The organism is Mycobacterium sp. (assembly GCF_049608025.1).
GTDB lineage: Bacteria > Actinomycetota > Actinomycetes > Mycobacteriales > Mycobacteriaceae > Mycobacterium.
In genome coordinates, this window is record NZ_JBMYXC010000006.1 from 18,502 (window position 1) to 42,961 (window position 24,460).

General features: G+C 65.6%; 27 protein-coding genes. 23 read left to right on the forward strand and 4 right to left on the reverse strand.

From position 1 onward, the window contains the following. Positions 1-38: 38 nt before the first annotated feature. Genes ACPGXI_RS03500 through ACPGXI_RS03510 form a run of 3 tightly spaced genes read left to right on the forward strand, consistent with a single transcriptional unit; the run spans position 39 to position 2,919 of the window. On the forward strand, positions 39-1,583 hold the full coding sequence (locus tag ACPGXI_RS03500; protein ID WP_526649847.1) for an L-aspartate oxidase: 1,545 nt from the start codon (positions 39-41) through the stop codon (positions 1,581-1,583). After that, positions 1,583-2,440 carry a carboxylating nicotinate-nucleotide diphosphorylase gene (gene nadC / locus ACPGXI_RS03505; protein ID WP_526649849.1) on the forward strand — a complete coding sequence of 286 codons (858 nt, stop codon included), beginning with the start codon at positions 1,583-1,585 and terminating at the stop codon, positions 2,438-2,440. The genes ACPGXI_RS03500 and nadC overlap by 1 nt, the downstream gene beginning before the upstream one ends. A 2-nt stretch (positions 2,441-2,442) precedes the next feature. Next, positions 2,443-2,919 carry a hypothetical protein gene (locus tag ACPGXI_RS03510; RefSeq protein ID WP_526649851.1) on the forward strand — a complete coding sequence of 159 codons (477 nt, stop codon included), beginning with the start codon at positions 2,443-2,445 and terminating at the stop codon, positions 2,917-2,919. A 49-nt stretch (positions 2,920-2,968) separates the two neighbouring features. Here ACPGXI_RS03510 and ACPGXI_RS03515 read toward each other — a convergent pair whose 3' ends face one another. Further along, positions 2,969-3,337, reverse strand: coding sequence for a nitroreductase family deazaflavin-dependent oxidoreductase (locus tag ACPGXI_RS03515; protein WP_526649989.1), 369 nt, complete (start codon positions 3,335-3,337; stop codon positions 2,969-2,971). Between the two features lie 116 nt (positions 3,338-3,453). On the opposite strand from ACPGXI_RS03515, the gene hisD reads away from it, so the two are divergent. The 8 genes from hisD (at position 3,454) to hisI (ending at position 10,041) form a co-directional block, all read left to right on the forward strand. Further along, positions 3,454-4,770 (forward strand): histidinol dehydrogenase, encoded by a 1,317-nt coding sequence (gene hisD / locus ACPGXI_RS03520; RefSeq protein ID WP_526649991.1) that lies wholly within the window; start codon positions 3,454-3,456, stop codon positions 4,768-4,770. Next, positions 4,767-5,894 (forward strand): histidinol-phosphate transaminase, encoded by a 1,128-nt coding sequence (locus ACPGXI_RS03525; RefSeq protein ID WP_526649853.1) that lies wholly within the window; start codon positions 4,767-4,769, stop codon positions 5,892-5,894. Before hisD ends, ACPGXI_RS03525 begins: the two co-directional genes overlap by 4 nt. A gap of 77 nt (positions 5,895-5,971) precedes the next feature. Further along, positions 5,972-6,574, forward strand: coding sequence for an imidazoleglycerol-phosphate dehydratase HisB (hisB, locus tag ACPGXI_RS03530; protein WP_526649993.1), 603 nt, complete (start codon positions 5,972-5,974; stop codon positions 6,572-6,574). Between the two features lie 16 nt (positions 6,575-6,590). After that, complete coding sequence (gene hisH, locus ACPGXI_RS03535) at positions 6,591-7,214, forward strand: imidazole glycerol phosphate synthase subunit HisH (protein WP_526649855.1); 624 nt, start codon at positions 6,591-6,593, stop codon at positions 7,212-7,214. Positions 7,215-7,255: 41 nt separating this feature from the next. Then, positions 7,256-7,984: a bifunctional 1-(5-phosphoribosyl)-5-((5-phosphoribosylamino)methylideneamino)imidazole-4-carboxamide isomerase/phosphoribosylanthranilate isomerase PriA gene (priA, locus tag ACPGXI_RS03540; protein WP_526649995.1), complete on the forward strand. Its 729-nt coding sequence runs from the start codon at positions 7,256-7,258 to the stop codon at positions 7,982-7,984. Beyond that, complete coding sequence (locus tag ACPGXI_RS03545) at positions 7,981-8,799, forward strand: inositol monophosphatase family protein (RefSeq protein WP_526649857.1); 819 nt, start codon at positions 7,981-7,983, stop codon at positions 8,797-8,799. The genes priA and ACPGXI_RS03545 overlap by 4 nt, the downstream gene beginning before the upstream one ends. Then, positions 8,796-9,581, forward strand: coding sequence for an imidazole glycerol phosphate synthase subunit HisF (hisF, locus tag ACPGXI_RS03550; protein ID WP_526649859.1), 786 nt, complete (start codon positions 8,796-8,798; stop codon positions 9,579-9,581). The genes ACPGXI_RS03545 and hisF overlap by 4 nt, the downstream gene beginning before the upstream one ends. A 79-nt stretch (positions 9,582-9,660) precedes the next feature. Then, positions 9,661-10,041, forward strand: a complete 381-nt coding sequence (hisI, locus tag ACPGXI_RS03555) for a phosphoribosyl-AMP cyclohydrolase (protein ID WP_526649861.1) — start codon at positions 9,661-9,663, stop codon at positions 10,039-10,041. Here hisI and ACPGXI_RS03560 read toward each other — a convergent pair. Further along, the gene (locus ACPGXI_RS03560) at positions 10,029-10,493 is read right to left on the reverse strand and encodes a peroxiredoxin (RefSeq protein WP_526649997.1); all 465 of its coding nucleotides are present in this window, start codon (positions 10,491-10,493) and stop codon (positions 10,029-10,031) included. The two genes, hisI and ACPGXI_RS03560, sit on opposite strands and share 13 nt — an antisense overlap. A 40-nt stretch (positions 10,494-10,533) precedes the next feature. Here ACPGXI_RS03560 and ACPGXI_RS03565 point away from each other — a divergent pair, with 40 nt between their 5' ends. From ACPGXI_RS03565 to ACPGXI_RS03610, 10 genes are all read left to right on the forward strand, one after another. Beyond that, positions 10,534-12,135: an anthranilate synthase component I gene (locus tag ACPGXI_RS03565; RefSeq protein ID WP_526649999.1), complete on the forward strand. Its 1,602-nt coding sequence runs from the start codon at positions 10,534-10,536 to the stop codon at positions 12,133-12,135. Continuing rightward, positions 12,132-12,713, forward strand: a complete 582-nt coding sequence (locus ACPGXI_RS03570) for a TIGR02234 family membrane protein (protein ID WP_526649863.1) — start codon at positions 12,132-12,134, stop codon at positions 12,711-12,713. The genes ACPGXI_RS03565 and ACPGXI_RS03570 overlap by 4 nt, the downstream gene beginning before the upstream one ends. 72 nt (positions 12,714-12,785) lie before the next feature. Next, positions 12,786-13,604: an indole-3-glycerol phosphate synthase TrpC gene (gene trpC, locus ACPGXI_RS03575; protein WP_526649865.1), complete on the forward strand. Its 819-nt coding sequence runs from the start codon at positions 12,786-12,788 to the stop codon at positions 13,602-13,604. Then, on the forward strand, positions 13,605-14,867 hold the full coding sequence (gene trpB / locus ACPGXI_RS03580; protein WP_526649867.1) for a tryptophan synthase subunit beta: 1,263 nt from the start codon (positions 13,605-13,607) through the stop codon (positions 14,865-14,867). Beyond that, positions 14,864-15,652 (forward strand): tryptophan synthase subunit alpha, encoded by a 789-nt coding sequence (gene trpA / locus ACPGXI_RS03585; protein WP_526649869.1) that lies wholly within the window; start codon positions 14,864-14,866, stop codon positions 15,650-15,652. The genes trpB and trpA overlap by 4 nt, the downstream gene beginning before the upstream one ends. Further along, on the forward strand, positions 15,649-17,211 hold the full coding sequence (gene lgt, locus ACPGXI_RS03590) for a prolipoprotein diacylglyceryl transferase (protein ID WP_526649871.1): 1,563 nt from the start codon (positions 15,649-15,651) through the stop codon (positions 17,209-17,211). Before trpA ends, lgt begins: the two co-directional genes overlap by 4 nt. 667 nt (positions 17,212-17,878) lie before the next feature. Next, a complete protein-coding gene (locus tag ACPGXI_RS03595; RefSeq protein WP_526649873.1) occupies positions 17,879-18,301 on the forward strand; it encodes an NINE protein in 423 nt (140 codons plus the stop codon). Beyond that, the gene (locus tag ACPGXI_RS03600) at positions 18,291-18,698 is read left to right on the forward strand and encodes a DUF2752 domain-containing protein (RefSeq protein ID WP_526649875.1); all 408 of its coding nucleotides are present in this window, start codon (positions 18,291-18,293) and stop codon (positions 18,696-18,698) included. Before ACPGXI_RS03595 ends, ACPGXI_RS03600 begins: the two co-directional genes overlap by 11 nt. An 88-nt stretch (positions 18,699-18,786) precedes the next feature. Beyond that, complete coding sequence (gene pyk, locus ACPGXI_RS03605; protein ID WP_526649877.1) at positions 18,787-20,205, forward strand: pyruvate kinase; 1,419 nt, start codon at positions 18,787-18,789, stop codon at positions 20,203-20,205. A gap of 69 nt (positions 20,206-20,274) precedes the next feature. Further along, the gene (locus ACPGXI_RS03610) at positions 20,275-21,180 is read left to right on the forward strand and encodes an acyl-CoA thioesterase domain-containing protein (protein WP_526649879.1); all 906 of its coding nucleotides are present in this window, start codon (positions 20,275-20,277) and stop codon (positions 21,178-21,180) included. Here the strand turns inward: ACPGXI_RS03610 and ACPGXI_RS03615 are convergent. Both ACPGXI_RS03615 and ACPGXI_RS03620 read right to left on the reverse strand, forming a co-directional pair. After that, on the reverse strand, positions 21,164-21,646 hold the full coding sequence (locus ACPGXI_RS03615; protein ID WP_526649881.1) for a DUF4190 domain-containing protein: 483 nt from the start codon (positions 21,644-21,646) through the stop codon (positions 21,164-21,166). The genes ACPGXI_RS03610 and ACPGXI_RS03615 overlap by 17 nt on opposite strands. A 150-nt stretch (positions 21,647-21,796) precedes the next feature. Beyond that, positions 21,797-22,390: an HdeD family acid-resistance protein gene (locus tag ACPGXI_RS03620; protein WP_526649883.1), complete on the reverse strand. Its 594-nt coding sequence runs from the start codon at positions 22,388-22,390 to the stop codon at positions 21,797-21,799. A gap of 194 nt (positions 22,391-22,584) precedes the next feature. Between ACPGXI_RS03620 and ACPGXI_RS03625 the strand changes: the two genes are divergently transcribed. Together ACPGXI_RS03625 and ACPGXI_RS03630 are read left to right on the forward strand one after the other, a co-directional pair. Then, positions 22,585-23,502: an ABC transporter substrate-binding protein gene (locus ACPGXI_RS03625; RefSeq protein ID WP_526649885.1), complete on the forward strand. Its 918-nt coding sequence runs from the start codon at positions 22,585-22,587 to the stop codon at positions 23,500-23,502. Positions 23,503-23,521: 19 nt separating this feature from the next. Continuing rightward, the gene (locus ACPGXI_RS03630; RefSeq protein WP_526649887.1) at positions 23,522-24,448 is read left to right on the forward strand and encodes an amino acid ABC transporter permease; all 927 of its coding nucleotides are present in this window, start codon (positions 23,522-23,524) and stop codon (positions 24,446-24,448) included. Positions 24,449-24,460: the final 12 nt, after the last annotated feature.

The following is a 24,460-nucleotide window of genomic DNA, read 5'->3' on the forward strand; positions in this document are numbered from 1 at the left end:
CGACCCGGGGGAGCGGCGGTGGCTGCGGTGGCGCCGGCATGTGGAGACAGCGTGCCGACGTCATCGTCATCGGCAGCGGCGTCGCAGGCCTCGCGGCTGCGCTGGCGGCGCACCGGAGCGGCCGCAAGGTGGTGGTGTTGAGCAAGTTCGGCGAGACCGCCACCTTCTATGCCCAGGGCGGGATCGCCGTCGTCCTGCCGGACGTCCTACAGGACAATGGCGACTCGATCGAAGCGCACGTTGCCGACACCCTCGCCGCGGGCGGGGGCATCTGTGACCCGGACGCGGTCGCTTCGATAGTGGCCGACGGCCACCGTGCGGTGGCCGGCTTGGTCGCCGGCGGGGCACGGTTCGACGAATCGGCACCGGGTCGATGGGCGCTGACCCGGGAGGGTGGTCATTCCCGCCGACGGATAATCCACTCGGGCGGAGACGCTACCGGCGCCGAGGTGCAGCGTGCGCTGAACAACGTCGCGTCCAGGCTGGACACCCGCTGCAACCACGTTGCCCTCGAGCTGCTGGTCGACTCGGGCACCGTGGCGGGCGTGCTGGTGCTCAGCGACGACGGTCCCGGGGTGATCCACGCTCCGTCGGTCATCCTCGCAACCGGCGGGCTCGGCCATCTCTACCAGGCCACCACGAATCCGGAGGGATCAACCGGTGATGGTGTGGCGCTGGCGATGTGGGCCGGACTTCCGGTCACCGACCTGGAGTTCATTCAGTTCCACCCCACGATGCTGTTCGACGGTCTCAGCGGCGGCCGGCGCCCGCTGATCACCGAAGCCCTGCGCGGCGAAGGTGCGAGTCTTATTGATTCACAGGGGAATTCGATCACCGCCGGTGTGCACCCGATGGGTGACCTGGCGCCGCGGGACGTGGTCGCCGGCGCTGTCCAGGCACGACTGGCCGTCAGTGGCGATCCCTGTGTCTATCTCGATGCGCGTGAAGTCACCAACCTGGCCCAGCGGTTCCCGACGGTCACCGCATCCTGTCTGGAGGCCGGGATAGATCCCACCCGCCAACCGATTCCGGTGCTGCCGGGAGCCCACTACAGCTGCGGCGGCGTGCCGACCGACGTCGACGGTCGCACCGAGGTCGCGGGATTGTTCGCGGCCGGCGAGGTTGCCCGGACCGGGATGCACGGCGCCAACCGGCTGGCTTCCAACAGCCTGCTCGAGGGACTGGTCGTCGGCGGTCGCGCCGGCGATGCCGCTGCCCGGCATGCCGCGGCCGCCGGCCCGGCCCGCATGGTCCTGCCGCCGCTGCCGGTGCGGCCGGCAGTGGCCCGCGCCGAGCTGCAGACAGCGATGACGCGATACGCATCCGTTGTGCGAAGCGGCGACGAACTGGGGCAGTTGGTGGATCTCGTTTCCAATGCTGATCCGCGAGTAGTCAGGTCGCGCAACGATTTCGAAGATTCCGCCCTGACCGCCGTTGCGGCGGCGGTCGCCACCGCGGCGCTGGCCCGCACCGAATCCCGCGGCTGCCATCACCGTTCGGATTTCCCTGATGCCGACCCCGCGCAGGCATTCAGCGTCACCCGCGCCGTGTCGAACCCGGCTCCAGCCGCGGTGTGTTGCTGATGGCACTCACCCCGGACGAGCTCACGCAGGCTCGTGCGGTCATCGTCGGCGCGCTCGACGAGGATCTGCGGTACGGGCCGGATGTGACGACGGCGGCCACCGTGCCCGCCGATGCCTCGACCACCGCGTCGGTGGTGGCTCGTGAACCCGGTATTTTCACCGGCGCCGAATTGGCACTCATGGTTTTCGACGAGGTGCTCGGGACTGGCCGGTACCGCGTCGTGCACCAGGTGCCCGATGGCACCCGGCTTGACGCCGGCGGGATCGCGCTCACCGTGCACGCTGCAACGCGCGGCTTGCTCACCGCCGAGCGCACGATGCTCAACCTGGTGTGTCACCTGTCGGGGATCGCGACCACCACGGCGGCCTGGGTCGAGGCCGCGTCCGGAACCCGAGCCCAGATCAGGGACACCCGCAAGACCCTGCCCGGCCTGCGCATACTGCAGAAGTACGCGGTGCGGGTCGGCGGCGGCGTCAACCATCGCATGGGCCTGGGAGATGCCGCCCTGATCAAGGACAACCACGTGGCCGCGGCCGGTTCGATACTGGCCGCGCTGCGGGCAGTGCGCGCCGCGGCGCCGGATCTGCCGTGTGAGGTGGAGGTGGATTCGCTCGAGCAACTCGACGATGTCCTCGCCGAGGGCGTGGAACTGGTGCTGCTGGACAATTTTGCGGTATGGCAGACCCAGATCGCGGTGCAACGCCGCGATAGGCGGTCCCCGCATACCAAGCTGGAGTCCTCGGGAGGTCTGTCCCTGCAGAGCGCCGCGGAATACGCCGGAACGGGCGTGGACTACCTCGCGGTCGGAGCGCTCACACATTCCGTGCGGGCGCTGGATCTCGGGTTGGATCTGTAGACATGAGCGAACCCGCGCCACGCAACCGACTGGTCTATGCGGCTCTTGTCGTGGCAGCGTTGTCGTTGGGCGTGGCCGTGGTCGCGCTGCTCCGGGCCGGCCCCCAGGAGCCGGAGTACACCGATGCTCAACGCAGCGCGGCCCAGGCAACAGTCTGTGCGGCCTTCGAGACCGTCAGCAGCGGTGTCGCGATGAATACCAACCTCGCGCCACCCGGCGGATCCGATGACATCGGCGGCGCGCTAGCGGTCGCGGCGAACGCGCGAGTCGCGCTGTACGACGGGGGGCAGTACCTGCTCGCGCGCCTGGCACCTGCCACACCGGCCGACCTCGCCGGCGAGATCCGCAACTTCGGCAACAAGCTGATGGACATCGGGGCGGCGGCCACCGCGGGGGTGCCCAACACCGACCCTGCGCAGGCCGGCCGGCTGATGGCCGCGGAAGCTTCCGGTACGGCAGTTTCCGGTATGTGTGGGTAAGGCGAACGCGAGGAAGAACTTGAGCCGGCTCAGGCGATATCGAGCCGGCTCAGGCGATATCAGCGACGAACACGCCGGAACGCTTGCCGACCACCTGCGCTATCCGCGGCAGCGAACGGTCCACCGTGCCCGCAGGCAGCACCCGGGGATTGACCAAGTGGAGGTTCTTCTTACCGATCTGGATGTCCGCTTCACCGGAGGCCAGCACGTTCTTGACCCAATTGGTCTTTCCGTGCGCTAACCCGACAGCCAGCACCTGGCCCTTGCGGTAGGGCGTGATGATGGTTTCGTAGTCCCTGCCCGAAGTACGGCCACGATGCTTGATCACGCCGATTCCGGGCATCCGCTTCGAAAACGGTCGCAGCAAGGGGTTGATGTATTTGATCTGGAGTCGCTCCAGCCGCGGCGGAATCAGCATCGGCACGCCGGGTGCGTCGTTGGGGTGGTCACGCTTCTTGGGCCGCTCCGACACGACGCCTCCAAATCGATTTGGCTCGCTCTGGGACAATGAACAGCGTGACTGTATCGCCAGGACTGCTTCGACGGATAGACCTGCGTGATACCGCGCTGTCGGCGGCTCGACTGCGCACCGCCCTGCCGCGAGGGGGCGTCGACGTCGACGCGATCGTGCCCACGGTCAAACCCATCGTGGACGCCGTCGCGCAACGGGGCGCCGAGGCGGCTCTGGAATATGGCCTAGCGTTCGACGGCGTCAGGTCCGACCAGGTCAGAGTGCCGGTGGACCGCCTGACCGAGGCGCTGGCCGAACTCGACTCCGATGTGCGGGCGGCGCTCGACGTGGCGATCGAACGAGCCCGGGCGGTACATGCCGCGCAGCGCCGCACCGACACCACGACCACGTTGGCGCCCGGTGCGACGGTGACCGAACGCTGGGTTCCGGTCGAGCGGGTAGGGCTGTATGTGCCCGGAGGTAGCGCCGTCTATCCGTCCAGCGTCGTCATGAACGTGGTGCCGGCGCAGACGGCCGGAGTGGAATCGTTGGTGATCGCGAGCCCGCCGCAGGCAGAGCATGACGGCTTACCGCATCCGACCATCCTGGCCGCCGCCGCGCTGCTCGGGGTCAGCGAGGTGTGGGCCGTCGGTGGCGCGCAGGCGGTGGCGCTGCTGGCCTACGGAGGCAACGACCCCGACGGGACCCAGCTGGCCCCGGTCGACATGATCACCGGCCCAGGCAATATCTACGTGACGGCCGCCAAGCGGATCTGCCGGTCCCAGGTCGGCATCGACGCCGAAGCCGGCCCGACCGAGATAGCGATCCTGGCCGACTTCACCGCTGATCCGGCCCACGTCGCGGCGGATCTGATCAGCCAGGCTGAGCACGACGAGATCGCCGCCAGTGTGCTGGTCACCGACAGCGCCGAGCTGGCCGATGCCACCGACCGAGAGCTGGCACTCCAACTGGAGACGACGGTGCACCGCGAGCGCGTGACGGCGGCGCTGACCGGGCAGCAGTCGGCGATCGTGTTGGTCGACGACATCGATGCGGGGGTGCGGACCGTCAACGCGTACGCCGCCGAGCATCTTGAGGTGCAGACCGCGGACGCCAGGTCTGTGGCGACCCGGATTCGTTCCGCCGGAGCGATTTTCGTCGGCCCCTGGTCACCGGTCAGCCTCGGTGACTATTGCGCGGGGTCCAACCACGTGCTGCCCACCGCCGGATGCGCCAGACACTCCAGCGGTCTGTCGGTCCAGACGTTCTTGCGCGGCATCCACGTCGTCGACTACACCGAGGCGGCGCTGAAGGACGTGTCGGGTTATGTGATCACCCTGGCGCAGGCCGAGAACCTGCCCAGCCACGGTGAAGCGGTGCGCCGGAGGTTCGAGAGGTGAGCGCTGGAAGCCCGGGCGGCCTCTCGGGTCTCGGGCTGACGCTGGACGAACTGCCATTGCGGGACGATCTGCGCGGCAAATCGCCCTACGGAGCACCGCAGCTGGCCGTACCGACGCGGCTGAACACCAACGAGAATCCTCACCCGCCCACACAGGCCTTGATCGACGACATCGCCGATTCGGTGCGGGCGGTCGCCCCTGAATTGCACCGCTATCCCGACCGTGATGCGGTGGCGTTGCGCGCGGACCTGGCCGGCTACCTGAGTTCACAGACCGGAACTGCGGTCGGCGTCGAGAACGTTTGGGCCGCTAACGGTTCCAACGAAATCCTGCAGCAGCTACTGCAGGCCTTCGGCGGGCCCGGCCGCAGCGCGATCGGCTTCGTGCCGTCCTATTCGATGCATCCGATCATCTCCGACGGCACCCGAACCGGCTGGCTGACCGCCAACCGCGCCGACGACTTCAGCCTCGATTCCGGTGTCGCAGCGCGGGCGATCAAGGAGCACAATCCCGACGTCGTGTTCCTTGCCAGCCCGAACAACCCTTCGGGCCAGAGTGTTTCGCGCGAGGACCTGCTACTGCTACTGGACGCCATGGCGGACGGCATCATGATTGTCGATGAGGCCTACGGCGAATTCTCCGCCCAGCCCAGTGCGATCGGGCTGATCGCCGACTACCCGACGAGGCTCATCGTGACCCGCACCATGAGCAAAGCGTTCGCCTTCGCCGGCGGCCGGTTGGGTTACCTCGTCGCGGCCCCGGCCGTCATCGATGCGATGCTGCTGGTTCGACTGCCCTACCACCTCTCGGCGGTGACCCAGGCAGCTGCCCGTGCCGCGCTGCGCCACGCCGGGGACACCCTGGGCAGCGTTGCCACCTTGATCGCCGAACGCAACAGGGTGTCCGAGGCGCTGACCGCGATGGGTTTCTTGGTGATCCCCAGCGACGCTAATTTCGTATTGTTCGGCCGATTCGAAGACGCACCGGGTACCTGGCAGCGCTATCTGGACGATGGCGTGTTGATCCGCGATGTCGGAATCCCCGGATATCTCCGCGCGACCATCGGCCTGGCCGAGGAGAATGATGCGCTGCTGGCCGCCAGCGCCCGAATAGGAGCATCGTGACTGAACCCAGTGCCACACCAACCGGTTCCACACCGACCGGTCCCGCGCGGCCGCGCGCGGAGGCCCGTCGTGCGCGAATCGAACGCAGGACCAAGGAGTCCGACATCGTCGTCGACCTCAACCTCGACGGCACTGGGCAGGTCAGCGTCCATACCGGGGTGCCGTTCTTCGACCACATGCTCACCGCGCTGGGCAGCCACTCCGGCTTCGACCTGACAGTGCAGGCCAAGGGCGACATCGAGATCGAGGGCCATCACACCATCGAAGACACCGCGATCGTGCTCGGCCAGGCACTGGGACAGGCGCTGGGCGAGAAGCGGGGAATCCGTCGCTTCGGGGATGCGTTCATCCCGATGGACGAGACACTCGCCCACGCCGCGGTCGACGTATCCGGACGGCCGTACTTCGTGCACACCGGGGAACCGGAATACATGGTCGAGTTCACGATCGTCGGGTCTACCGGATCCCACCACACGCCTTATCACACCGTGGTGAACCGACACGTCTTCGAATCGCTGGCGTTCAATGCCCGGATCGCGCTGCACGTGCGCACTCTCTATGGGCGCGACCCGCACCACATCACCGAGGCGCAGTACAAGGCGGTGGCGCGGGCACTGCGCCAGGCGGTCGAGTATGACCCCAGGGTCAGCGGGGTGCCCTCGACCAAAGGCACCTTGTGACCAAGGCTCGCCGGAAATGACCTTGCGCAAGATCGTCGTCTTGGATTACGGGTCGGGCAACCTGCGGTCGGCTCAGCGCGCGCTGGAACGCGTCGGGGCCGATGTCGAGGTCACTGCCGACCCGTCGGCGGCGCTGGCTGCCGACGGCCTCGTGGTGCCCGGGGTGGGCGCATTCGAGGCTTGCATGATGGGTCTGCGCAAGATCGGCGGCGAGAAGATCATCGCCGATCGGTTGACCGCGCAACGTCCCGTGCTGGGCGTGTGTGTCGGCATGCAGATTCTGTTTGCCCGAGGCGTCGAGTTCGGTGTCGAGACGAGCGGTTGCGGGCAGTGGCCGGGCGCGGTCATCCGTCTGGACGCACCGGTGATCCCGCACATGGGGTGGAACGTCGTGGACGCCGCGGCGGACAGCGTGTTGTTCCGTGCAATGGATGCCGACACCCGTTATTACTTCGTGCACTCCTACGCCGCGCAGCAGTGGGAGGGTAATTCCGATGCGCTCCTGACGTGGGCCAGCCACGAGGTGCCGTTTCTGGCCGCGGTCGAGGACGGTCCGCTGTCGGCGGTCCAGTTTCATCCTGAGAAGAGTGGCGACGCCGGTGCCGAATTGCTGTCCAACTGGGTCGGGGCGCTAAGTTGACCGGCGTGAATCCAACCCGGGTCAATCAGACCGACGCAAAGCTGATCCTGCTGCCCGCCGTCGACGTGGTCGAAGGCCGCGCGGTGCGATTGGTGCAAGGACAGGCCGGTAGCGAGACCGCCTACGGCTCGGCGCTCGACGCGGCGATGACCTGGCAGCGTGACGGCGCCGAGTGGATCCACCTCGTGGACCTCGACGCCGCATTCGGCCGCGGGTCCAACCGGGAACTGCTCGGCGAAGTCGTCGGGAAGCTCGATGTCGCCGTCGAGTTGTCCGGCGGTATCCGCGACGACGAGTCGCTGGCGGTCGCGCTGGCCACCGGATGCGCGCGCGTCAACCTGGGTACGGCCGCGCTGGAGAACCCGCAGTGGTGTGCCAAGGTCGTGGCTGAGCACGGCGAACGCGTGGCCGTCGGGCTCGATGTGAAGTCCACCGATGGGGAGCAGCGGCTTCGCGGCCGTGGTTGGGAGACCGACGGCGGTGAGCTGTGGCCGGTATTGGAACGTCTCGACCGCGAAGGGTGTCGGCGCTTCGTCGTCACCGACGTCACCAAGGACGGCACCCTCAACGGGCCGAACCTCGACCTACTGACCAAGGTCGCCGAAAACACCGCCGCTCCCGTCATCGCCTCCGGTGGTGTGTCGAGCTTGGAAGACTTGCGCGCGATCGCCACATTGACCGACCGCGGTGTGGAAGGTGCAATCGTCGGGAAGGCGCTGTACGCAGGACGATTCACGTTGCCCCAGGCGCTGGCCGCAGTCAGCAGATGACAGTGGATCCGCGCCAGCTGACCGAGTTGCTCGACACCGCGGCCGAGGTGCTCGACGCCGTTTCGGCGCAATTCATCGCCGGCCATCGCGCAGATTCCGCAGTTACCAAGAATGGCAACGACTTCGCAACAGAGGTCGATCTGGCGATCGAACGTCGGGTGGTGGCCGAGCTGACGAAGTTGACCGGCATCGGGGTGCACGGCGAAGAGTTCGGCGGTGAACCGCTTGATTCGGAGCTGGTGTGGGTCCTTGATCCGATCGACGGGACCTACAACTATGCCGCCGGCTTACCCACAGCCGCCATCCTCCTCGGGTTGCTGGCCGCGGGTACTCCCGTTCTGGGGCTTATCTGGTTGCCGTTCACCGCTCAGCGTTACACCGCGATGGTCGGGGGACCGGTCAAGTGCAATGGCGAGGCATTGGACCAGTTGGAGACGGCTGCGCTCTCGGACTCCGTCGTCGCCATCGGCACCTTCAACATCGAGTCACGGGGGCGGTACCCGGGCCGGTACCGGGCGGCGATCCTGGAGAACCTGAGTCGCGAGTGTTCACGATTGCGGATGCACGGCTCCACCGGAATCGACTTCGCCTACGTGGCCGCCGGAATCCTCGGCGGCGCAATCAGTTTCGGCCACCATATCTGGGATCACGCGGCCGGGGTAGCCTTGGTGCGTGCGGCCGGCGGCGTCGTCACCGATCTCTCCGGCCGGCCCTGGACGGTCGAGTCACCGTCGGCCCTGGCGGCGGCCCCGGGTGTGCACGAGCAGATGCTGGCGCTCATCAGATCGGTCGGCGACCCGGAGGAATACCTGTGAGGGCCGCCGGCGATGTCGCGACCCGGGTGATCCCGTGCCTGGATGTCGATGCAGGTCGGGTAGTTAAGGGTGTCAATTTCGAGAACCTGCGCGACGCAGGTGATCCCGTCGAACTCGCTGCCGCCTATGACGCTGAGGGTGCCGACGAGCTGACCTTCCTCGACGTGACGGCATCCTCGTCTGGCCGTGCCACGATGCTGGAAGTGGTGCGGCGAACCGCTGAACAGGTGTTCATCCCCCTCACAGTCGGGGGCGGGGTCCGTTCGGTCGCCGATGTTGACATCCTGCTGCGTGCCGGCGCCGACAAGGTCGCGGTCAATACCGCGGCGATCGCGCGTCCAGAGTTGCTGTCGGAGCTGTCTCGGCAGTTCGGTTCGCAGTGCATCGTCTTGTCGGTCGACGCGCGCACCGTTCCCCAGCGAGCGCAGCCGACCACCTCGGGTTGGGAGGTGACCACCCACGGCGGACGCCGCGGTACCGGCATTGACGCGATCGAATGGGCCGCTCGGGGAGCCGAACTCGGTGTGGGCGAGATCCTGCTCAACTCGATGGACTTCGACGGCACCAAGACCGGTTTCGATCTGAAGATGCTGCGTGCCGTGCGCGGCGCTGTGTCGGTGCCGGTGATCGCCAGTGGTGGCGCCGGCGGTGTGGGCGACTTCGCGCCGGCAGTCGTTGCAGGTGCCGACGCCGTGCTGGCAGCCAGTGTCTTCCACTTTCGGGAGCTGACGATCGGCCAGGTGAAGGCGGCGATGGCGGCCGAAGGGATTGTGGTGAGATGAGCGCCGATGTCCGTGAATTGGGCGTGGTTACCGACGCTCAGCGAGCGAAAGCACGCCGAAATCACCGAGGGCAGCGCTGATGACACTCGACCCCTCGATTGCGACGCGGCTCAAGCGCGACGCCAACGGCCTGTTCAGCGCGGTGGTGCAGGAACGTGCCACGGGTCAGGTGCTGATGGTCGCCTGGATGGACGACGAGGCATTGGCCCGAACGTTGGAAACCCGTGAGGCAACGTATTATTCGCGTTCTCGCGGGCAGCAGTGGATCAAGGGCGCCACGTCGGGGCATACGCAGCATGTGCACTCTGTGCGCTTGGACTGCGACGGAGACGCGGTGCTGATCGAGGTGGACCAGGTCGGAGGCGCGTGCCACACCGGCGACCATTCGTGCTTCGACGCAGGCCTCCTGCTGGCCCCGGAGGGTCCGGCGGTGCAGGCCCCGCAGGGTCAGGTGGACTGACGCCGCCGCAACACCTCGAGCGCCTTGTCGGCATGGCTGTCCATGCTGAACTCGCTCGAGATCACATCGAGCACGGTGTGGTCGGTGTCGATGACGAATGTGGTCCTTCTGACCGGCATCAGCTTTCCGAGCAGGCCACGCCTGACCCCGAACTGCGTCGCCACGACACCCTCGGTGTCCGACAGCAGTGGGTAGTCGAACTCCTGCTGGTCGGCGAACTGAGCTTGCGTCTCGACCGGATCGGCGCTGATGCCGACCCTGCTGGCGCCGACCGCGGCGAACTCCGCCGCGAGATCGCGAAAGTGGCACGCCTGCTTGGTGCATCCGGGCGTCATCGCGGCAGGATAGAAGAACAACACGATCGGTCCGGCGCCGAGCAGTTCCGTCAGCGTTCTGGCCGTTCCCGTCTGGTCCGGTAGTTCGAACTCGGCCACCCGCCGGCCGGGCTTGATCGGTGTCATGGTGCAACGGTACGTCTGGGAGGATGTCTGGGTGCAGACGACCGCCAACCTGCCCGATGGAGGTTCACCCCAGGGCTCATCGCCGGCAGCAACGACGTCGCGTGAGGACTTCCGGGCGCTGGCCGCCGAGCATCGGGTCGTTCCGGTGACGCGCAAGGTGCTTGCCGACAGCGAGACGCCGGTGTCGGCCTATCGCAAACTCGCGGCCAACCGTCCCGGGACTTTCCTACTTGAGTCGGCGGAGAACGGCCGGTCGTGGTCGCGATGGTCGTTCATCGGTGCCGGTTCCTCGTCGGCACTGACAGTGCGCAATGGTGAGGCGGCGTGGCTGGGTGTCACACCCAAGGATGCGCCCGCCGGCGGTGACCCGCTGGAGGCACTGCGGAAGACGCTGACGCTGCTGGAGACTGCGGCGCTGCCGGGTCTGCCGCCGCTGTCGTCAGGGCTGGTCGGGTTTTTCGCCTACGACATGGTGCGGCGACTGGAGCGACTGCCTGAGCTGACTGTCGACGATCTGGGTCTGCCCGACATGTTGCTGCTGCTGGCGACCGATATCGCCGCCGTCGACCATCATGAGGGCACCATCACTTTGATCGCCAACGCCGTCAACTGGAAGGGCGGTGACGAACGCTGGAAGGGCAAGGACGAACGCTGGAGCGGCAATGACGAACGCGTCGACGCAGCCTACGACGACGCGGTGCACCGGCTCGACGTGATGACCGCCGCGCTGACCGAACCGCTCAAGTCGACGGTTGCCACGTTCAGCAGGCCCGCGGCGCCGCATCGGTGCCAGCGCACCGTCGAGGAGTACACCGCAATCGTCGACAAGCTGGTCGGGGACATCGAGGCCGGTGAGGCCTTCCAGGTAGTCCCGTCGCAGCGTTTCGAGATGACGACCAGCGCCGATCCCCTCGATGTTTACCGGATGCTGCGGGTGTCCAATCCGAGCCCCTACATGTATCTGCTCAATGTCCCGGATGAATCTGGGGGACTGGACTTCTCGATCGTCGGTTCGAGTCCGGAGGCGCTGGTCACCGTCACCGACAGGCGCGCGACCACGCATCCGATCGCCGGTACCCGGTGGCGTGGGGACAGCGAGGAGCAGGATCTGCTGCTGGAGAAGGAGTTGCTGTCCGACGACAAGGAGCGCGCCGAGCACCTGATGCTCGTCGATCTGGGCCGCAACGACCTGGGCCGCGTCTGCGCGCCGGGCACCGTGCGCGTCGAGGACTACAGCCACATCGAGCGGTACAGCCATGTGATGCACCTGGTGTCGACCGTGACAGGGCTGCTTGCCGACGGCAGGACTGCCTTGGACGCGGTGACCGCCTGCTTCCCGGCGGGGACACTCTCAGGGGCGCCGAAGGTTCGGGCGTTGGAACTGATCGAACAGGTCGAAATCACTCGCCGCGGTCTCTACGGCGGTGTTCTGGGCTACCTCGACTTCGCCGGAAACGCCGACTTCGCGATTGCGATTCGTACCGCTCTGATGCGAGACGGGACCGCCTATGTACAGGCCGGCGGTGGGGTTGTCGCCGACTCCAACGGACCCTACGAATACACCGAGGCAGCGAACAAGGCACGCGCGGTCCTGAGCGCGATCGCCGCAGCCGAGACATTGAGCGACCCGTGATCCGCGTTGCCCAGCTCGTCCTGCTACTCGCCGCGGCCGGTCTGTGGGTGGCGTCACGGCTGACGTGGGTGCAGGTCAGCTCGTTCGACGGTCTCGGCCATCCGAGGACGGCCGATCTGACCGGAGCGGCGTGGTCGACGGCGCTGATACCGCTGGCGCTGCTGGTAGCGGCGGCGGCGATCGCGGCGCTAGCCGTACGTGGTTGGCCCTTGCGGTTGCTGGCGCTGCTGGTCGCAGTGGCGAGCGCCGGAATGGGCTACCTCGGGATCAGCCTGTGGGTGACGGTCGACATCGCCGTGCGTGCCGCGCGCCTGGCAGAGGTGCCGGTGGCTGACCTGATCGATACCCAACGCCACTACGGTGGCGCCGTCGTGACGTTGGTCGCCGCGGCCCTGACATTGCTGGGTTCGGTCCTGCTCATGCGCTCGGCGACCAGGGGGGGCTCCGATGCCGCGAAGTACGCTCGGGGACGTCCCGCAGAGTCCGACCAGTCTGCGGCATCGATGTCGGAACGGATGATGTGGGACGCCCTCGACGAGGGGCGGGACCCGACCAATCAGGACAACAAGGGGCGGTGATAGCCAGTGGCGTGGTGGCGACTACCCTTCGTTAGGAATCAAGCGGCCGTCAGGAGAAGGGAAGCGACAGCTATGGGTTCGGCGACCGTGCTCGACTCCATTCTCGAGGGAGTCCGTGCCGATGTTGCCGCTCGCGAGGCCGTCGTCAGTCAGGCCGACTTGAAGGAACGCGCGAAGCGCACCCCCAAGCCACTGGACGTGATGGCCGCACTGCGTGCTCCGGGGGTCGGTGTGATCGCCGAGGTGAAGCGGGCCAGTCCGTCGCGCGGCGAGTTGGCTTCGATCGCCGATCCCGCGAAGCTGGCGTGCGCCTATCAGGACGGCGGTGCGCGGGTGATCAGCGTTCTGACCGAAGAGCGCCGCTTCAATGGGTCGCTTGCCGACTTGGACACAGTACGCGCGGCAGTGTCGATTCCCCTGCTGCGCAAGGACTTTATTATCCGGCCCTATCAGATCCACGAAGCTCGTGCGCATGGGGCCGACATGCTTCTGTTGATCGTCGCGGCGCTCGAGCAGCCGGCCCTGGTCTCGCTACTCGAGCGCACCGAATCGCTGGGCATGACGGCGCTCGTCGAGGTGCACACCGAGGAGGAGGCGGACCGTGCGCTGCAGGCCGGCGCCTCGGTGATCGGGGTTAACGCGCGCAACCTCAAGACTCTCGAGGTCGACCGGGACTGCTTCGGCAGGATCGCCCCGGGCCTGCCCAGCAATGTGATCCGGATTGCCGAGTCGGGGGTGCGGGGGACTGCCGACCTGCTCGCATACGCCGGGGCGGGGGCTGACTCGGTCCTGGTAGGCGAGGGGTTGGTCACCAGTGGTGACCCGCGCAGCGCTGTCGCCGACTTGGTCACCGCCGGTACGCATCCGTCGTGCCCGAAGACCACCCGTTAAGTGGCCGCGAACGCCGGCCCCGATCTGCCGCGCGCCAGTGCGGCAGTGGCCGAACCCACCGCCCACGACCCGGATGCGCGGGGGCACTTCGGCGCATACGGCGGCAGGTACGTTCCCGAGGCGTTGATGGCGGTGATCGAGGAGGTGACCGCGGCCTACGAAAAGGCTCGTGGTGATCAAACCTTCCTCGACGAGCTGGATCGACTGCAGCGGCACTACACCGGGCGACCGTCACCGTTGTACGAGGCCGAGCGGCTCAGTGAGTACGCCGGAGGCGCCAGAGTCTTCTTGAAGCGAGAAGACCTCAACCACACCGGATCCCATAAGATCAACAATGTGCTGGGCCAGGCCCTGCTTGCCCGACAGATGGGTAAGAGCAGGGTGATCGCCGAAACGGGAGCCGGTCAGCACGGGGTGGCGACGGCGACCGCGTGCGCGCTGTTGGGGCTTGAGTGCGTGATCTACATGGGTGCCGTGGACACCGCGCGGCAGGCGCTCAACGTCGCTCGGATGCGGCTTTTGGGTGCGAAGGTGGTGCCGGTCGCGTCCGGATCCAAGACGCTCAAGGACGCGATCAACGAGACCTTTCGGGACTGGGTGACCAACGCCGACGACACCTACTACTGCTTCGGCACGGCCGCGGGCCCGCACCCGTTCCCAATGATGGTGCGGGACTTCCAGCGGGTGATCGGACTCGAGGCCCGGGCGCAGATTTTGGATCAGGCAGGACGTTTGCCCGACGCGGTGGCCGCGTGTGTTGGTGGCGGCTCCAATGCGATCGGTATCTTTCACGCGTTCATCGACGACCCATCGGTACGTTTGGTTGGCTACGAGGCGGCGGGCGACGGTGTCGAGACTGGCCGCCATGCAGCGACGTTAGCCGGCGGTTCGCCGGGGGCTTTCCAGGGGTCGTATTCGTATCTTCTGCAGGACGATGATGGCCAGACCATCGAATCTCACTCGATCTCTGCGGGTTTGGACTATCCAGGGGTCGGACCGGAGCATGCGTTGTTGAAGGACGTGGGTCGGGCGCGCTATGAACCAATCACTGACAGTGAGGCGATGGACGCGCTGTCGCTATTGAGTCGGAGTGAGGGCATCATCCCGGCCATCGAATCCGCGCATGCTGTCGCGGGAGCGCTCAAGCTGGGTTCCGAGCTCGGAGCGGGTTCGATCATCGTGGTGAACATGTCTGGTCGGGGGGACAAGGACGTCGAGACGGCGGCCAAGTGGTTCAGTCTGCTCGGAGGCGAAGAAGAATGAGTCGGTTGGCAACGTTGTTCGATTCGTGTCGCCACGAAGGCCGTTCGGCACTGATCGGATATCTGCCGACGGGCTTTCCGGATGTGGACACCTCGATTTCAGCGATGACCGCTCTGGTCGAATCGGGATGCGATTTGATCGAGGTCGGAATCGCGTACTCCGATCCGGGCATGGACGGACCTACCATCGCGGCGGCAACGGAAACGGCGCTCAGTCGGGGTGTTCGGGTGCGTGATGCACTCACCGCGGTAGAGGCGATCAGCAATGCTGGTGGCCGTGCCGTCGTAATGACTTATTGGAACCTGATGTTACGCAAGGGAGTTGATACTTTCGCCCGTGATCTCGCGTCGGCCGGCGGGCTCGGCTTGATCACTCCCGACCTGATCCCTGACGAGGCCGGGGAATGGCTTGCCGCATCTGAAGCCCATGATCTGGACAGAATCTTCCTGGTTGCACCGTCGTCGACGCCGCAGCGGTTGGCCGAGACGGTAGCGGCATCGAAAGGATTCGTCTACGCGGCATCCACGATGGGCGTCACCGGTACCCGCGACGCCGTGTCGAACGCTGCACCTGAGCTGGTCGGCCGAGTCAGAGCGATCTCCGATATTCCGGTCGGCGTCGGACTCGGGGTGCGCTCGCGTGAGCAGGCGGCAGAGATCGGCGCCTATGCAGATGGCGTGATCGTCGGGTCAGCTCTGGTGTCCGCACTCAAGGACGGTATCCCCGCACTCCGGACGTTGACCGAGGAACTCGCTGACGGAGTGCGGCAGAGGATCACGGCGTGACGACTACCGTCCTTGCGTATATCCCGAGTCCGGCGCAGGGCGTCTGGCAGTTGGGTTCTGTGCCACTGCGCGCGTACGCACTCTTCATCATCGTGGGGATCATCGCCGCGCTGGTGATCGGCGATCGGCGATGGGAGGCCAGGGGAGGCGAACCCGGCGTCGTCTACGACGTCGCGATGTGGGCGGTGCCGTTCGGGCTCATCGGTGGCCGCATCTATCACGTCTTCACCGACTGGCCTACCTACTTCGGTCAGGGCGGAGCAGGATTCGTCGCTGCGCTACGAATCTGGGACGGCGGGCTCGGCATCTGGGGCGCGGTTGCGCTGGGAGGCATCGGAGCGTGGATTGCATGTCGGCGGCGGGGGATACCGTTGCCTGCATTCGGCGACGCGATCGCGCCGGGAATCGTTCTGGCCCAGGCAATCGGCCGGCTTGGTAACTACTTCAATCAGGAGCTGTACGGTCGCCCGACTACGCTGCCCTGGGGCTTGGAGATTTACGAGCGACGCAATGCCGCCGGCGCGCTCGATTCGCTCAATGGGGTGTCGACCGGACAGCTGCTCGCAGTGGTCCATCCGACATTCTTGTATGAATTGCTGTGGAACCTGCTGATTTTCGTCGTGCTGATCGTGATCGACCGCAGGTTCAAAATCGGGCACGGTCGACTGTTCGCCATGTACGTCGCGGGGTACTGCCTGGGGCGGTTCTGGATCGAGCTGATGCGCAGCGACGCCGCGACCCTGTTAGCGGGCATCCGAGTCAATTCATTCACCGCCACTTTTGTTTTCATCGGTGCGGTTGTGTACATCATGGCCGCGCCCAAGGGCCGCGATGATCCAGCGACTCTGCGTGGCAGGCAGGACACTGAGGACACGCAGGAAATCGAAGGCCAGGAAACGGCCGGCGTTGAGGAGATCGCCGAGGAAGTGGCCGTTGGCGCGTCCACGACCGGCTTAGTCGCGGCGGCGATGGTGGCAGACGCCGAGGCTGGCTCCGTGGCTGAGGCGGATGCCGAGGCTTCAGCTGATGGGGTTGAGGACGCTGAGGCTAGTGACGCTGATGCTGGCGAGGACGCCGAGGTTGAGGAGTCTGAGGCTGAGGAATCCGAGTCCGTCGAGGAGGTAGCCGAGGCCGACGTCGAGGCTTCAGCTGATGGCGGGGAAGACGCTGATGACGCGGATGACGCCGAAGCTGCCAACGCTGATGGCGTGGGGGACGCCGAAGCTGGCGACGCTGATGGCGTGGAGGACGCCGAAGCTGCCGACGCTGGTGAGGACGCCGAAGCTGGCGACGCCGATTCTGGCGAAGACGCCGAGGTTGAGGAGTCTGAGGCTGAGGAATCTGAGTCCGTCGAGAAGGTAGCTGAGGGCGACTCGGTGGCTGAGGCCGATGCCGAGGCTTCAGCTGATCGCGGTGAGGACGCCGAAGCTGGCGACACCGATGGGGCCGATGGCGACCAGGTTGAGGTAGATCAGGTTGAGGTAGACCAGGTTGAGGAAGACGGGGCCGAATCCGCTGGGCGACTCCGTCGGTGGCTGCGTCGGCGCCGAAGCCGTTGAGCTGGCTCCTACCGGCAGAGAACGGGATTACGTCGGCTATCCACGCGAGATAGATATCGACGACATCCACATCAAGGCCGATGCCTGCGGAAGCGATGCAACTATCCGGTCCCATGGCCATCTGCGAGTTTCCAGGGATGTGGCACACACCCGGTTCGCCATCTGCGGCGACCCGATCAAGATCTGGGGCGTCCAATGTCGGCGAAGCGTCGGATGATCAAGGCGACGGTACCGGCCGCAATGCCCGCTTTCGCCACGCCATTGTTCGCCGCGGCCCAGCCCTTCCGGCCGGATCCGCTGCCCTTTACTTCCTGGCGACGTCCTTGGTGATGCCTTTGCGGGAGGCAGCTTCGACTGCCAGGTGAACCTCATCGAGCCTCCGCTCCCCGCAACCACCGGCGCCCGAGGCGCAATGATCAACAGCAATGCGTCGGGAGCCCAACCGCTGAAGGGGCTACCTGGTAGCAAGCTTGGCAACACCGACCGGTCTCAAACAACCAGCCGCCTGCGGCAGGACCGGCCCGGAGCCTGTCGCACCAGTGGTCGATCCGAACGTACCCATGGTCCAACCCGAGGATTATCTCGGATAGCGCTGCTGGGCCGAGCCGGCGCAACCGACGAACCTCTGCACTTCTGCCCGGTCAGTACTTCTGGCATGCTGGTCGGCATGACCGAACCCCAGTTCGGCGGCAACGAGGGCGACCGCTCACAACCGCCGCCACCGCAGCAGCCGGGTTATCCGCCGCCGGGTCAGTACCCTTCGCCTGGGCCGTATCCCCCGCCAATGAGCGGGTATCCGCCGGCATACATGGACCCTGCCGCGCCATATGGCCGGCATCCCATAACGGGTGAGCCGTTCTCGGAAAAGTCCAAGGTGGTTGCCGGGCTCCTCCAGCTGCTCGGGCTGATGGGCCTGGCCGGAATCGGCCGCATTTACCTCGGGTACACCGGTTTCGGCATCGCCCAGCTCGTGGTCGGTCTGATCACGTGCGGTATCGGTGCCATCATCTGGGGGATCATCGACGCCGTCTTGATCCTCACCGACAAGGTGCGGGATCCCGTCGGACGTCCGCTGCGCGATGGCACTTAGCTCCCCACCCAACAAACGCTTGCTCGGCGCCCTCGGAACGGGCGCGGTAGTTGTCGGCGGTCTCGCCTACGTCGGATTGGGGAATCCGCACAGCACGAGTTTCGTGTTCCCGCCGTGTCCGTTCAAGGCGCTGACGGGATGGGACTGTCCGGCATGTGGGGGCCTGCGGATGACCCACGACCTCCTGCATGGCGATCTGGCCGCCGCCTTCGTGGACAATGCCTTTCTGCTTATCGGCCTCCCGGTGCTGTTGGCGTGGGTATTGGTGCGCCGCAAGAGGGGCGAACCGGTGTCGACCACTCCAGCGGTTGTAATGATCATCGCTGCCGCCGTTACGTGGACTGTCGCACGAAATCTCCCCGGATTCCCTTTGGTCCCTGCGGTTCTCGCCGGGTAGCCAGCCCTCGACAGGCGCGATGCCACCGGTCAGGCTTGGCATGCTTGCGCTGGACGTAGTTCGAGTCAATAACGACTATGCTCAAGCCGTGAATAGACGCGGAAAGATCGTCTGTACTCTCGGGCCCGCCACGCCATCCGATGAGGCCGTCAGGAAACTGGTTGAATGCGGGATGGACGTCGCTCGGCTGAACTTCAGCCACGGCGACTACTCCGACCATGAGGCCAACTACACGCGAGTTCGGACCGCCTCTGACTCGACCGGACGCGCCGTCGGAATTCTCGCCGACCTGCAAGGGCCCAAGATCCGGCTCGGCCGGTTCGCCGACGGGCCCACCGTATGGGAGAACGGTGAGACGGTACGCATTACCGTCACGGACTGCGCGGGCAGCCATGACCGGGTGTCGACGACCTACAAGCGCCTGGCGCAGGACGCCACGCCGGGCGACCGCGTCCTCGTCGACGATGGGAACGTCAGTCTGGTCGTCGAGCACATCGACGGCAACGACGTGGTCTGCTCGGTCACCGAGGGCGGAAAGGTCAGCAATAACAAGGGCATGTCGCTGCCGGGGATGAGCGTCTCGGCTCCCGCCCTGTCGGAGAAGGACATCGAGGACCTCGAGTTCGCTTTGCATCTCGGTGTCGACCTGATCGCCCTGTCGTTCGTGCGTTCCCCCTACGACGTCGAATTGGTGCACGAGGTGATGGACCGGGTTGGTCGCCGCGTACCGGTCATCGCCAAACTCGAGAAGCCAGAAGCGGTCGACAATCTCGAGGCCATCGTCCTGGCGTTCGACGCGATCATGGTCGCCCGTGGCGACCTTGGCGTGGAACTTCCGCTCGAGGAAGTTCCACTGGTGCAGAAGCGTGCCATCCAAATGGCCAGGGAGAACGCGAAGCCCGTCATCGTGGCAACCCAGATGCTGGAGTCGATGATCGAGAACTCGCGGCCCACCCGGGCCGAGGCATCCGACGTGGCCAATGCCGTGCTCGACGGGGCGGACGCCGTGATGCTCTCTGGTGAGACCTCGGTGGGCAAGTACCCTTTCGAGACGGTCAAGACCATGTCCCGCATCATTTCGGCCGTCGAGGACAATTCGGTGGCGGCCCCGCCGCTGACCCACACCCCTCGAACAAAGCGCGGGGTGATCTCCTATGCCGCCCGCGATATCGGCGAACGGCTCGACGCCAAGGCGCTGGTCGCTTTCACTCAATCCGGTGACACGGTACGCCGGCTCGCCCGGCTCCACACGCCGCTGCCGGTGCTGGCATTCACTGCCCTGCCCGAGGTGCGCAGCCAGTTGGCGCTGACGTGGGGAACGGAGACTTTCATCGTCTCCCACATCGCGACCACCGACGGAATGATCCGGCAGGTTGACAAGTCGTTGCTGGACCTGGGCCGCTACAAGCGGGGTGACCTGGTGGTCATCGTCGCAGGCGCCCCGCCGGGCACAGTAGGCTCCACGAATCTGATCCATGTTCACCGCATCGGGGAGGACGACGTCTAGTCGGACGGCGATCAAGCGGCGAGGGACGGGCGTAGCGCGGAGTCCGTCCATCTGATCAGGGGAGTTCCTTTGTTTGAGTCGGCGTGTGACCCGAAGTCCCCGCGCAGCGATTTCAGTGAGTTGCTGGCAGTGCTGGAACTCGAGAGCTTGGGTAGCGACACTTTCATCGGTGCCCATCCGAGCAAGAACCCCATCCGTACCTTTGGCGGTCAGATGCTGGCGCAGGCTTTCGTCGCGGCTGCCCGTAGCCTCGATAAGCCTCTCCCGCCCAGCGCGTTGTCGGCGCATTTCATCGCCGGCGGCGATCCGACGCGCGATCTTGAGTTCCATGTCGTGCGGCTGCGAGACGAACGCCGGTTCGCCAACCGTCGTGTCGACGTGATGCAACAAGGGCGACTACTGACGACCGCGCTGGTGTCTTATCTGGTCGGTGGCGACGGTCTTGAGCACGGCGTGGTGGAGCCGCCGCCAGACGATCCGCAGACGCTGCCACCGATCGACGATCTGCTGCGCGGATACGAGGATGTGGTCCCACATTTTGCCAATGCACTGCGCCCCATCGAATGGCGCTACACCAACGATCCGGCCTGGGTCATGCATGACAAAGGTGAGCGGCTGACCCACAATCGGGTCTGGATGAAGGCCCGGGGCGTCATGCCCGACGATCCGGTGTTGCACGGTGCCGCGCTGGTGTACTCCTCGGACACCACGGTCCTCGACTCGATCATCACCACGCATGGGTTGTCGTGGGGATATGACCGGATCTTCGCGGTCACCACTAACCACTCGGTGTGGTTTCACCGTCCGTTGCAGTTCGACGACTGGGTGCTCTACTCGACAACGTCGCCGGTGGCGGCGGATTCTCGCGGCCTGGGGACCGGGCACTTCTTCGACCGGTCGGGCCGACCGCTGGCCACCGTCGTGCAGGAGGGAATCGTGAAGTACTTCCCGGGAGGGCCTACGGTGTCGGCGTGACCGTGATGGAGAATTGGTCCTCCACACGCTGAGTGAACGCGTCGGCGCACTCCTGGATGGCCTGCTCGTCGGAACCGGCACGGCTCACGCAGTCGACGTAGTCGGTGCCACCGACCTCGTTGAAGCCCCATACCGCAATGGCGATCACAACGATCGAGACGACAATGCTCAGCAACCCCAGCACGATCCCCGCGATCGCGACGCCACCGTTGTCGGCCTCGCCGCGCTTAACCCTTCCCCGGCCCAGGAACCCGAGGATGACCGCGACGACTCCCAACACGATGCCCCCGACGACCGAGAACAGCGCGATGATGGCCACGACGAGCGACGCCACACCCAGGCCGTTTTTCGGGGCGGCTGCGGCGGGTGGGGGGTAGCCGCCGGGATACCCGCCGTATTGCGGTGGCGGGGGCGGATAGCTGCCCTGGTAGGCGCCGTACTGAGGAGGCTGCGGCGGTTCGCTCATACCGGTGAGGTTACTCGCCGAACGCCTTCCTGGTCAGCGATCGACACCGAGATGCCGAGTGGCCGAACGTGCTGTTGACGTCACGCCCGGGCGCGAGCGTGAAGATAGCCGCACGCTCGGCCGGGGCTGCACGAACTGGACGCTGGGTTGTCATTCCGCAGTAGCGGCTGCGACCCTGTCCTTGATTTCGGCCACGTCCTTGCTGGCGCTGCGAATTCCGAACGCCGATACGACCTCGAAGACGCCGAGGACGATGAGCCAGATGCCGACCACCAACGTCAACGTCGCCAGTGAGTCGAATGGTGAGGCCAGCACGATCACGCCGGCGATCAGGCTGATCACGCCGATGAAGATGCCCCAGCCGCGGCCGGGAAGCGTCGGGTCACTGATCGCCGACACCGCCGTGGCCACCCCACGGAAGATGAATCCGATACCAATCCAGATGGCCAACAGCAGGATCGAGTTCTCCAGGCTGCGGAAGCACAGAACCGCCAGGATCAGCGAGGCCGCGCCGCTGAGGAACAGCAGCACGCGGCCACCGGCGGAGACATGCAGGCTGAACGCGAAGATCACCTGGGCGATGCCGGTGACCAACAGATACGCGCCGAAGAAGATGGCTGCAATGAAGATGGTCGGGCCAGGCCAGGCCAACACCATGGCCCCGAGTATTACCGCCAGGACTCCGGAGGCGAGAGTCGACTTCCAAAGATGCTTCATCATGCTCGGTGGGGCGAAGGTGTCCATGTTCGAAGTTTGGCATACCGGACGGCGGGATTACCTGATTTCGCCGTACGGCTGTGACGGATGAATGCGCTCGTTAATGTTCGGTTACCGGCGCCGCACGTCGGGTTATCGGTCGTTAATGTCCTTGGCTGGAGATACCCGGAGGGGATTTCTGGTCCCAGTCTGTCGGCCCGAAGCAGAAAGTTGAGGCTCACGTGTTGGGTGGATTCCAGGACTGCCGGCCAAAAATCTGGCGTTTGGCGATTGCGTTCGTTGCCACCGGTGCGTTGGCCCTCTCGGGGTGTTCGAGCAGCTCTGATTCGAGCGACTCATTGACCCAGACAGAGGCTGCGACGGCCGAGAAGGTCGATGCCATTGCCAACACCGTGCCCGAGGACATCAAGTCGTCGGGCAAGCTCATCATCGGTGTCAACATTCCTTACGCACCGAATGAGTTCAAGGACCCCGACGGCAAGATCGTCGGGTTCGATGTGGACCTCATGAACGCGATCGCTGGCACGCTCGGGCTGACACCGGAATACCGCGAGGCCGACTTCGCAAAAATCATCCCGTCAATCCAGGGCGGAACGTTCAACGTGGGCATGTCATCGTTCACCGACAGCAAGGAGCGCGAGGAGCAGGTCGACTTCGTCACCTACTTCAATGCGGGCACCTTGTGGGCGCAGTTGGCCGGTGGTGACGTCGATCCGGAGAACGCGTGTGGAAAGAAAGTCGCGGTGCAGGCGACCACGGTTCAGGAGACCGAGGAGTTGCCGGCCCGGAGCCAGAAGTGCACCGACGCAGGCCAGTCGGAGATCGTGATCATCCCGTTCGACAGCCAGGACGCCGCCACCAACGCCGTGGTTCTCGGTCAGGCCGATGCCATGTCGGCGGACTCACCGGTCACCCTGTACGCGATCAAGCAGACCAACGGAAAACTTGTGCAAGCCGGTGAGGTGTTCGACTCGGCACCCTACGGTTGGCCGGTGGAGAAGGACTCAGCGTTGGCGCAGTCGCTTCTACAGGCTCTCGAGCACCTGATCGAGACGGGCCAGTACAAAGAGATCGCATCCAATTGGGGTCTTGAGGAGGGGATGATCGACAAGCCGGTCATCAACGGCGCGATCTCCTGAACTGCTTAGGCCGGAACGCATGAGCGAAGTCGGCACGCCGCCGCAACCCATCGACGCCGTCCCGCTGCGCCACCCGTGGCGATGGGTGGCGGCGACCGTCATCATCGTCCTGGTAGCGCTGTTTTTGTACGGTGCGGCGACCAATCCGGCCTACGGCTGGTCGACCTACTGGGAGTACCTGTTCAACGAACGCGTCCTGCTCGGGGTGTTCAACACCCTGCAGCTGACCGTGTACGCGATGCTGATCGGCGTGGTGCTGGGCGTGGCACTCACGGTGATGCGGTTGTCGTCCAACCCGGTGATGAGTGCGGTGTCGTGGGTGTTCCTGTGGATCTTCCGAGGCACACCGGTGTATGTACAGCTGGCGTTCTGGGGGCTGGTTCCCACCATCTATCGGAACCTCCAGCTGGGCGTGCCGTTCGGGCCGTCGTTGCTCGAAATTGACCTCCAGGCTTTTTCCTACCCCTTCGTTCTGGCGGTCATCGGCTTGGCCCTCAACGAAGCCGCGTACATGGCCGAGATCATTCGGGCCGGCATCACCTCTGTTCCGGAAGGTCAGATGGAAGCGTCCACCGCCCTTGGCATGTCGTGGGGGATGGCGATGCGGCGCACCGTGCTGCCCCAGGCAATGCGGGTGATCATCCCGCCGACCGGCAACGAGCTCATCAGCCTGCTCAAGACCACGTCTTTGGTCACGGCGGTGCCATACGCGTTCGATCTGTACAGCATTGCCACCCGCGAGATCGCCGCACGCATTTTCGAACCGGTCCCGTTGCTCTTGGTGGCCGCCACCTGGTACCTCGCCATCACCAGCGTTTTGATGGTTGGGCAGCATTACCTGGAGCGGTACTTCTCCCGCGGGGTGTCGCGCACGCTGACCGCCAAGCAACTCGGCGCGCTGGCCGACGCCCAGCAGCCACTGTCGGGGCGAGGGGAAGCACCATGACCGCTGAGGTGG